Source organism: Brasilonema bromeliae SPC951 (assembly GCF_012912135.1).
GTDB classification, from domain to species: domain Bacteria; phylum Cyanobacteriota; class Cyanobacteriia; order Cyanobacteriales; family Nostocaceae; genus Brasilonema; species Brasilonema bromeliae.
In genome coordinates, this window is the sequence record NZ_QMEB01000261.1 from 1 (window position 1) to 9,050 (window position 9,050).

A 9,050-nucleotide genomic window follows, 5' to 3' on the forward strand; every position below is an offset into this window, starting at 1 on the left:
GTGTAGGGGTGTAGGGGTGTAGGGGTGTAGGGAGCAGGAGAATATGAGAATTTTTATGATTAGTTATGGTGTACGCACCTGATCAGGGCTACTTCCCAAATAAACTACATGGGAACAGACTGTCCTGCTGTAAAGACTTGTTTTGCCGTGAGTTGCAAGTTGGGAAAGGTTAAGGAAACAAGTTGGTCGTTATTTTTAAATAACTGTTTTTGATACTCATCCTCTAATAATGTACAAATTGTCACCGTTGGCTGCTTAGGTTTACCAATATATTCTTTGCCACCAATGCCCAGATAATCAACAATCCAATACTCAGGTACCCCTAGTGTGGCGTAATCTTCAACCTTGCGGGCATAGTCGTTTTGCCAGTTTGTACTGACCACTTCAGCAATGAGTTTAATTGAGTTTCCTAATGTAATAACAGGTTCTTTTTGCCACAACGGCTCATTTATCAGTCGAGTTTGGTCTAACACAATGAGATCAGGACGAAATGCGGTATCTGTCCCTAATAATTTAATTAGGCATCGATGGGGAATAAAATAGGTTGCATCCTGGCGGTCAATTTCTACATTCAGTTTTCGCCCAATGAAGGCGGATACCTGTTCGTGTGGTCCAGTTGGTTCCATCTCAATTAATTCACCATCGATTAACTCATGGCGATCGCTATCGCCGTAGTAGGTAATAAACTCATCAACAGTTAAAAGTTTTGGCGATGATTTTACCATTGTGATTATTCCCGATAATTCTTGCCTACCCAAAGTTTTTTCAAACTAATTCTAAGTCAGCAGCAATGCCAAAGTGGTCGGAAGGGTACAAAGTGCGGCTTTCTCGTGCAGGCTGGTTAAGAATGATTTTGCACGAACGTACCCGCAAATGTTGATTGATGAAGATGTAATCTAAGGTACCGCGCCAGGGTCGTAAAGTGCGATTAGATATTAAGTCCCGTACAAGTAGGCGCAGTGATTTTTTCCAGCTACGGCGAGCAAGAGGTGTAGGGCAGGTGTATTCTGGTTCTTGTCCATGGTACTTAGCATAGGCTGATGTAAAATGTTGTTTCATCAGCATGATAGCTGGAGTTTGGGGTGTGCCATTAAAATCACCCACTGCGACGATTGGTATGGACGAGGGAAGCTGACTTAACCAGTCAATGAGTAACTGCACTTGTTTAGTACGTTCTGGATGATGACCCGGATACCAATAATAATGTCCGTTGCAAAACACCAATGGCTGACCATCTAAATTAACTTGCACGTATTGAGCAACTCGTCCCTGAGATTGTAAATCGAGAACTGCTTCTTCCACAAATGGGTGGCGACTGAGAATTGCATTTCCCACCCCCATGTCGCTGATACTTGTTGGACGATTGTCTGGAACTAGATGCACGTATGGCATATCAAGCTTATCAGCAAGCCAAGCAGCTGTGTTCTCTGGCAGCTTAACTTCTTGTAAAGCAATCAAGTCAGCTTGTTCTGCCTGAAGTCCATCAACTAAGAGGGTTCGCCGTTGTTCCCAGTCTGCCATGTCGTACAAGATATTGATTGTAACAAGCTTAACCATTTGCTAGTGCCATGAAGCGTGTTTTACATCGCGTAATATCAATTAATAACTAATGACTCATGACGTATGGCTGAATATCTCATTTTCTTAACGATTTCTACTTCAATTTTTGCATTGTTTGGTTTGGGGCTGAACTTACAGTGGGGTTTTACGGGTTTGATTAACTTTGGTCATGTTGCCTTTATGACGTTGGGCGCGTACACCACTGTGTTGTTAACCTTAAAAGGAGTTCCTTTGGTGCTGTCAGCAATTATTGGGGCAGTTATCGCAGCATTATTAGGATTGATAATTGGTTTCTCGACTTTGCGCTTGCGAGAAGATTACCTAGGAATTGTGACTATTGGCGTTGGCGAACTGATTCGTCTTGTGGTGAATAACCAGGATTTACCTGTTGGTAATGAGTGGAGATCTGGAGCGTTTGGTGTGCAAAGCTATCCTATACCGCTGGCAACTCTTGTGCCTAATCTCTTCATCAAACTTTTGTTGATTGGGCTGTTAACGCTACTTGTGCTGATTACTTTATGGCAGTTATGGCGGTGGATTGGTGTTTCTAGAGTGTCAAGTTCTGCGAACTCACAAAAAAAAGTTGGTAGTAAGCAAGAATTTATATCACACCTGGTTATAGGGGTTTTTTTAGCGCTGTTAACAGTGGCAATTTATATATCTGGTGTTATTGGCTTATATGACTACAAAGCCACAACGGGTTTGATGTTGGTATCACTTATAGTATTGGCTTTTGTCTTCTGGCGGTTGGAAATTTTAGTGCGATCGCCCTGGGGTCGAGTTCTCAAAGCCATCCGCGAAGATGAAGAGATTCCCAAAGCTTTAGGAAAAAACGTCTTTTGGTATAAACTACAATCACTGATGCTTGGAGGTGCGATCGCAGGAATTGCAGGTGCTTTCATAGCATGGCAACTTTCCGCAATTTACCCAAATAATTTTGAACCCATAGAAACTTTCACTGCTTGGATTATCGTCATTTTAGGTGGTTCTGGTAGTAATCTCGGCACAATTTTGGGTGCAGTGCTTTACTTTATGTACTACGAAGGTACGCGCAACTTAGATAAAATTATCTCTCTCGATTCAGACCGTTTAAGTGCATTACGGATTATGATCATCGGTCTTATCTTGATGGTACTGATGATTTGGCGTCCTCAAGGTATCTTAGGGAAAAAGGAGGAACTCACCCTTGGCAAATAACGAGTCATCCCAATTTCCTCTGCTGGCTGCAACTGGAGTTTGTAAAAACTTTGGTGGTATTAAGGCTGTAGATAACGCCGAAATTCAAGTATCAAGTGGTAGTATCACTGGATTGATTGGTCCTAACGGCGCAGGTAAAACGACATTATTTAACTTACTCTCAAATTTCATCCGTCCAGACAAAGGACGAGTCACCTTTGATGGCGAACCCATACAGAATTTGCAGCCATACCAAATTGCTCAAAAGGGAATGGTTCGTACCTTTCAGGTAGCCCGAACTCTGTCGCGGTTGTCGGTGCTAGAAAATATGATGCTAGCAGCACAAAAACAAACAGGTGAGAAATTTTGGCAAGTCCAATTCCAACAACCCAAAATTGCTAAAGAACAAAAAGAATTCCAAGAACGAGCGCTTTTCCTCTTAGAGTCTGTAGGATTAGCGCACAAAGCATATGATTACGCTGGAGGGTTATCAGGGGGACAGCGCAAGTTGCTGGAAATGGGAAGAGCACTGATGACTGAACCTAAGTTAATCTTATTGGATGAACCAGCTGCTGGGGTAAATCCGAGACTGATTGATGAGATATGCGATCGCATTACCGGCTGGAACAACAGTGGTATGACTTTTTTGATCATCGAGCACAATATGGACGTTATCATGTCGTTGTGCGATCGCGTTTGGGTGCTAGCTGAAGGACGAAATCTCGCTGACGGAACAGCACAAGAAATTCAGAGTCATCCAAAAGTTTTGGAGGCTTATCTGGGAAAATCAGCATAGCAGCAATGTAGAGACGTTGCATGCAACGTCTCTACAGAGTTTTGATGATACACAAACCAATCAAAACTCATGCGATAGACCACTACCTTGTCCTTAACTTAAGTGAACAGCTACCTACGCAGTACCAGCCGCAGTGAACAGTGATAACTGATAACTGATAACTGATAACTGATAACTGATTGCTGATTCAAGCATCAGCGCGCTTACGATACTTTTGAGTGAATCCCAAAGCAGATTGAGCAGAGGGGAATGTAGAAGTCGCTGTTTGTGCAGTTAATTGACTCACTGTTATTGGTTGAGTCTCATACTCTGTGCTAGTAATGACCAACGGTTTGGTAACGGCTTGAGAAAACGTGGGTTCGTTTGCCTTTTTTGTGGAAATAGGTGGCGCAGCCTGTTTAACAGAACTTGCATTTGCAGTAGATATTGCTGCTTGAACTTTACTCTCATCTTCGTCTAAGAACCATCTCAGTTGAGAAAGCATCGGACTGGATGGTGAAACTTTAAGCGTGTGAATTTGAGAGTCTTTTTCGGATATCTGGTTTTGGAGATTGGATAACTGCTTTTCTAACTCAGAAGATTGACGTAAGGATTGTTGCCATGTCCACAATAGCGCACCTGCAAGTCCTAGTCCAAAACTGAATGCAGCTCCTACTCCAGGAGAAACAAAATCCTTTAGTTCCCCATAGAAAAGTTCTTGCTCGTCTAGTTGGACTTTCACAGGCTTAGACCCTTGCAGGGCTAAAACTAACATGAACGAGGCAAAAAGCGTACCTGAAATCACTACGGTCGGGAGTAAGATTTTTTTGAGCATAACGAAAGCCTACTGGTATTAACTGTCAAGACAACTTAATCAAAGACCCGTACCCGTGCTCAAAGGCTGTACCTGCTACCTCAAAAGTTTCAAATTCCTAATTCAAACAGTGAACAGTGAACAGTAAACAGGGACTGATAACTGGTAACTGATAACTGATAACTGATAACTGATAAAGGCAACAGAAGGATACGGATTTTACTTACTTTCTCATCCAAAGTTAGTAAATTTATTGACCATTTGTTTGTAAATTTTTGATGAAGTAGACCATTATTTTATGAAGTTTTTGTATGTTTTATCTTTTGACTGCTTAAAAATACTGCAATTGGTATAAAAAGTTTGAAATTTCTGTCAACAAACTAGGGGTGTAGGGGAAAGAAAAATGAAAGCAAGGAGTTTTTTGATGGGGGGGAAACCAATTCACGTGAAAAGCCTATTCTTCCCCTACACCCCTACACCCTTACACCCTTACACGCTTACACCCTTACACCCACTCGTTATTTTTGTACAAAACGCCAATACACTCCATTTTCCTTTCGCATCAACTGGTAGCTGATTAACTCTCGCCGCAAGGTGGTGTAGTCAGGATGGTAGCACTTGAGAATTTCATTGACTGTGTGTTCTGGGTAGGTTATTCCCTCCTCAAATTTACTTGCCAACCATTTGAGAATGACTAAGCGCTTTTTGCGACTGGTGGGAATTTCTTTCAGGTGGTTACCTTCAATATAGGTTTTGACTACTTTGCTCTCCCACGCTTCAGTATCTACATCCTCACCTAAAGAAGCTATTTTCTCAAGGGTGAACATTTCCTTACCCATAGTTTGTAAAGCTTCGTTATCCAACTGATACAAACGAGCATTACCCTCTGGGCGCATAGTCACCAAATTGAGTTCCTTGAGTCTTGCTAAATGATGCGATATGGTTGGCTCTTTAAGTCGTAGTAACGCCGCCAACTCCTCCACACTACACTCCTGATTTGCCAAGATACCCAAAATTTTGAGTCGGCTTTCATCTGCTAACGCCTTAAAAAAACGCAACAGAATTTTAAACTCCTCATTGTTCATCTTTTGTTATGATGTTCTTAGATATCGATCTAATTAGGTTTGCATCAAATTGTTGTGCTGTTCTTGTTCGACACAGCACAGACATGGTGTTTTGGTTTTTTGAAGTTATGTTAATTCTGTTACGAATTGCTAAGACAATTGAGATTTCTTAAGTAGTTCTTTACATTTCACAATGTTTCGCCGCTTTCAAAATAGCAAAGGAGTATTGAATATGCTTAAGCATGGTATGTCAGTTGCACAAGCAGCGAAATACTTACAAGTAGAACAGTCCACTCTCTATATCGCTTTGCAGAAAGGACAAATTCCTGACTTGAGAAGAAATGGACGAACTGTAGTGAGTGAAGGAGCTTTACTTGATTATCGAGCGAGAACACAAACCTTACTATAAGAATTTCTAAATGTACAATTAAATATTTCAAATTCTCTAATTGCTTAATGCATGGTAATGAAGAGCGTAATTATAAGTAATTGCAAATTCATGTATTAACAATTTAAAATATTCTTCTGGAAGTCATATAAAGTTAATTCCCAAAAAGGAAGAAATGAAAATGCGCCTCTTCCTTTGGAAATGATTGGCATTATCTGATATGTTGCACCTGGTCAAACAAATGTCAAAGTTATTACATATTGTTTGACTCCGTTGTCGTCCACCTGGGACTGTAAGTCCCAGTCTCATAGCCAAAGTCCATTAAAATGGACTCACAGTGGAACTGGTTTTTGAGTAGATTTAAACACTTTTTCATACGAGCAAAGCGTGGTTAACTCGTAATGATGCAAAATATCAGTTATTGTGGTCAATTGTCGTCCACCAAGCTTTCAAACTCGTCTTTGATCATTACATAACACTCACAGGTGACGTCCTCCAGACCTTCTCGGTCGAGAATCGTCATTTTTCCACGCTTATAGGTGATTAGCCCTGCCTTCTGAATCATAGCGGCAACCACACTCACACTGGCGCGACGTACGCCCAGCATTTGCCCTAAGAACTCCTGAGTGAGGGGAAACTCGTTTTTTCCGACTCGGTCTTGAGTCATGAGTACCCACCGGCAAAATCGCTCTTCTATGGAGTGCAGGCGGTTGCAAGCAACCAGTTGGGCGATTGAATTAAACAGGGCTTGCGTGTAGCGTTGCAGCAGCTTGTAAAGTGGACTTCCTGGAGTCACTTCGCGTTGGAATACATCTACCTTAATTCTTAAGCCTTCGCCTGGAACCTGCACCAAAGCCTGACCAGGAATTGTATTGGCTCCCAGTAATATGGGTAGACCAACCATTCCTTCATTGCCTATCGTAGCCACTTCCACCGCATCACCATTTTGCATAATGGTGATTAGAGAGATGACACCATAGTTGGGGAAATAGACGTACTGGATCGGTTCGTTGGGTATGTAGAGGAGTTGCTTGTATTCTAGGGGGATTAGTTCTAGGTGAGGTTGGAGGCGTTCTTGTTCTTCCTTGGGGAGGGAAGCCAACAGCCGATTTTTAATGGGTTTACAATGGTTTTGGGATGCGGACATAGAGAACCTTTTTGAGCCAGTGGTATCTCAATCAGATAACTCACAGCATCAGTTGAGGTCGTCTGGCGAAAGATCAACTCTTTTGTAAAGAAGTTATGTACGCAAGCGCACATAATTTCCAGAAAATACAGTACAATATTATTTGTACCCTAGGGTACATAAGCGTTAAACTCGTAATTCCATATTCGGGCACGCAACAAGAAATACTTTGCAAAATCATCAAGCAGAAGAGAAAAACGTGATTTCGCACTTGGGACACACAGTTGTCTCTCACTTTCCGAATGTTGCTTATAATGTAGTGGCGATCGCAGCTTCTAGAGGTGGGCTAAAAGCCATTAGCCAAATTCTTTCGACATTGCCAGCTGAGTTTCCAGCACCTATTACATTGGTACAGCATTTGTCTCCCCAGCACCGCAGCCATATGGCAGAAATCCTCAGCCGCCGCACGGCTTTGCAGGTGAAGGAGGCAGAGGAAGGCGAATTGTTACGTCCAGGGACAGTCTACATTGCTGTCCCTAACAAGCACTTGGTGGTTAACCCGGATGCTACCCTTTCTCTCTCAGATGCACCAAAGATAAACTTTGTCCGCCCCGCAGGTGATAAACTGTTCACGTCAGTGGCGAGTAGTTTTAAAAGTCGAGCGATAGGAGTTGTCCTGACTGGCAAAGACGGCGATGGGGTTTTGGGTGTGCTAGCGATAAAAAAGTATGGCGGTACGGTGATTGTTCAGGATGAGGCGAGTAGCGAATGTTTCAGTATGCCGAAATCTGCGATAGACACTGGGAAAGTTGATTTTGTTCTTCCTTTGGATGCGATCGCTCACCGCTTACTCACCCTAGTTACGACACAAGAAGTACACTCACAAGAACTATCTCAAAAATCGAGCAATTCATCTGCCGGACTAACGTCCGGCAGATGAATTGCTTTCGGCTTTTGTTTGTGCCTAAAATTAGGCTCACGGAGCAGAAATGAAGCTCTAGAGCCAATAAATTTAGTTCCCACTTCCATAAACTGAGCTTCAACCTCTCTAGATTTCGCCCGAATTTCAGTAGCTTGTTCTCTAAGTATTTTAGATTTCGCCTGAATTTCACGACCTTGCTTTATCAGCGCCGTAATCTTAATTTGATACGCCTGATTATTGATAAGTATAGAATTGTCTGGAGCACTTATCAAAGGTTGAATAGAATTTGATTTTTCTTTGTGCCCTAACTCTGAAGGTTTGACGGTCGAATTATAAATAGTGCTAAAGCGTGTTGGTAAAGTTTCACCTATTGGATTTTTACTTACCAAAATTTCTTTAACTGATTCTTTCGCCGAATCAAGTGCTAGCGACGGTGAATTAAGTGCAGCACACAAATCCTCATTTGTATGAAGTAACTCTTGCTGTATCTCTTGCAGTTCTAACTCCTTGTGGTACAGCAGTTGCTTGAGAGTTTGTACTTGCTCGCACAAAAGCTCTACTGTATCTTCAACTTCTGATCTTTGACCAGAGTTAAGGTCAAGGGATGTTATTATCAGACTATCTTTGTGTTTAGTATTTTCTAGTTGAACACCTGTCTGATCAAATTGACTGATTTTCATGACAATTTTTTCTATAATTTCTATTGTATCGGATAATACCGTAAAATTCCAAATGTTGTGATGTTGGCTATTATCCAGCTCTGACTGTAAGTCTTCTAAGAATGTTGACTTGGAATCGCCGTTGAAAAAGTCCATGCACTACGCTCGCAAGCTTATCTACTTATTTTAGCCGCTAACAAGTAACAAGAGCAGCTTTCTCGTTCCTTGCCGTACTGCTCTCTCGTTCCCATGCTCAGCGTGGGAATGCACTATCGGAGGCTCTGCCTCCCAATGATTATATTGAGGCAGAGCCTCAAGTCAGGCGTTCCCATGCAGAGCATAGGAACCAGAGGAAAGATTTTAGCGCCGATTCAAGCGAGGGTGAGGTTTTCTCTCGTTAGGAGGAGGTTGGTTACTGTAAATTACCAAGACGCCCTCGGAACCTCACCCTGCCCTATCGGGCATCCCTCACGCCAGGTGCTTCAAGTCGGGCATTGCCCGCCCAACGCACTGGCTCTCCTTGGTAAGGAGAGGGAAAGATTTTAGCGCCGATTCAAGCGAGGGTG

10 protein-coding genes are annotated in these 9,050 nt (G+C 42.4%); 4 read left to right on the forward strand and 6 right to left on the reverse strand.

Annotation, left to right across the window (positions count from 1 at the left end; translation table 11 throughout):
• Positions 1 to 104: 104 nt before the first annotated feature.
• On the reverse strand, positions 105 to 725 hold the full coding sequence (locus tag DP116_RS24540; protein ID WP_169157644.1) for a Uma2 family endonuclease: 621 nt from the start codon (positions 723 to 725) through the stop codon (positions 105 to 107).
• Between the two features lie 40 nt (positions 726 to 765).
• Positions 766 to 1,557 carry an endonuclease/exonuclease/phosphatase family protein gene (locus tag DP116_RS24545; protein ID WP_169157645.1) on the reverse strand — a complete coding sequence of 264 codons (792 nt, stop codon included), beginning with the start codon at positions 1,555 to 1,557 and terminating at the stop codon, positions 766 to 768.
• Between the two features lie 66 nt (positions 1,558 to 1,623).
• Between DP116_RS24545 and DP116_RS24550 the strand changes: the two genes are divergently transcribed.
• Positions 1,624 to 2,757 (forward strand): branched-chain amino acid ABC transporter permease, encoded by a 1,134-nt coding sequence (locus tag DP116_RS24550; RefSeq protein WP_169157646.1) that lies wholly within the window; start codon positions 1,624 to 1,626, stop codon positions 2,755 to 2,757.
• Positions 2,747 to 3,532 carry an ABC transporter ATP-binding protein gene (locus DP116_RS24555; RefSeq protein ID WP_169157647.1) on the forward strand — a complete coding sequence of 262 codons (786 nt, stop codon included), beginning with the start codon at positions 2,747 to 2,749 and terminating at the stop codon, positions 3,530 to 3,532. The genes DP116_RS24550 and DP116_RS24555 overlap by 11 nt, the downstream gene beginning before the upstream one ends.
• A gap of 187 nt (positions 3,533 to 3,719) precedes the next feature.
• On the opposite strand, the gene DP116_RS24560 is transcribed toward DP116_RS24555, so the two are convergent.
• Together DP116_RS24560 and DP116_RS24565 are read right to left on the reverse strand one after the other, a co-directional pair.
• Positions 3,720 to 4,346, reverse strand: coding sequence for a hypothetical protein (locus tag DP116_RS24560; RefSeq protein ID WP_246275780.1), 627 nt, complete (start codon positions 4,344 to 4,346; stop codon positions 3,720 to 3,722).
• A 497-nt stretch (positions 4,347 to 4,843) separates the two neighbouring features.
• Positions 4,844 to 5,410 carry a DUF2087 domain-containing protein gene (locus tag DP116_RS24565; protein WP_169157648.1) on the reverse strand — a complete coding sequence of 189 codons (567 nt, stop codon included), beginning with the start codon at positions 5,408 to 5,410 and terminating at the stop codon, positions 4,844 to 4,846.
• 211 nt (positions 5,411 to 5,621) lie between these two features.
• Between DP116_RS24565 and DP116_RS24570 the strand changes: the two genes are divergently transcribed.
• Positions 5,622 to 5,798: a helix-turn-helix domain-containing protein gene (locus tag DP116_RS24570; protein ID WP_169157649.1), complete on the forward strand. Its 177-nt coding sequence runs from the start codon at positions 5,622 to 5,624 to the stop codon at positions 5,796 to 5,798.
• Positions 5,799 to 6,204: 406 nt separating this feature from the next.
• Here the strand turns inward: DP116_RS24570 and DP116_RS24575 are convergent, their stop codons facing one another.
• On the reverse strand, positions 6,205 to 6,924 hold the full coding sequence (locus DP116_RS24575; RefSeq protein ID WP_169157650.1) for a Crp/Fnr family transcriptional regulator: 720 nt from the start codon (positions 6,922 to 6,924) through the stop codon (positions 6,205 to 6,207).
• Positions 6,925 to 7,174: 250 nt separating this feature from the next.
• Here DP116_RS24575 and DP116_RS24580 point away from each other — a divergent pair, with 250 nt between their 5' ends.
• Entirely contained in the window at positions 7,175 to 7,843 is a 669-nt protein-coding gene (locus DP116_RS24580) for a chemotaxis protein CheB (RefSeq protein WP_169157653.1), read from the forward strand.
• Here DP116_RS24580 and DP116_RS24585 read toward each other — a convergent pair.
• Positions 7,798 to 8,640, reverse strand: a complete 843-nt coding sequence (locus tag DP116_RS24585; protein WP_169157651.1) for a hypothetical protein — start codon at positions 8,638 to 8,640, stop codon at positions 7,798 to 7,800. The two genes, DP116_RS24580 and DP116_RS24585, sit on opposite strands and share 46 nt — an antisense overlap.
• Positions 8,641 to 9,050 lie beyond the last annotated feature (410 nt).

What these genes read in the sequence shown, in the direction of transcription:
- DP116_RS24540 (WP_169157644.1), bottom strand. Translation starts at nt 725, where the DNA reads ATGGTAAAATCATCGCCAAAACTTTTAACTGTTGATGAGTTTATTACC.
- DP116_RS24545 (WP_169157645.1), bottom strand. Translation starts at nt 1,557, where the DNA reads ATGGTTAAGCTTGTTACAATCAATATCTTGTACGACATGGCAGACTGG.
- DP116_RS24550 (WP_169157646.1), top strand. Translation starts at nt 1,624, where the DNA reads ATGGCTGAATATCTCATTTTCTTAACGATTTCTACTTCAATTTTTGCA.
- DP116_RS24560 (WP_246275780.1), bottom strand. Translation starts at nt 4,346, where the DNA reads ATGCTCAAAAAAATCTTACTCCCGACCGTAGTGATTTCAGGTACGCTT.
- DP116_RS24565 (WP_169157648.1), bottom strand. Translation starts at nt 5,410, where the DNA reads ATGAACAATGAGGAGTTTAAAATTCTGTTGCGTTTTTTTAAGGCGTTA.
- DP116_RS24570 (WP_169157649.1), top strand. Translation starts at nt 5,622, where the DNA reads ATGCTTAAGCATGGTATGTCAGTTGCACAAGCAGCGAAATACTTACAA.
- DP116_RS24575 (WP_169157650.1), bottom strand. Translation starts at nt 6,924, where the DNA reads ATGTCCGCATCCCAAAACCATTGTAAACCCATTAAAAATCGGCTGTTG.
- DP116_RS24585 (WP_169157651.1), bottom strand. Translation starts at nt 8,640, where the DNA reads ATGGACTTTTTCAACGGCGATTCCAAGTCAACATTCTTAGAAGACTTA.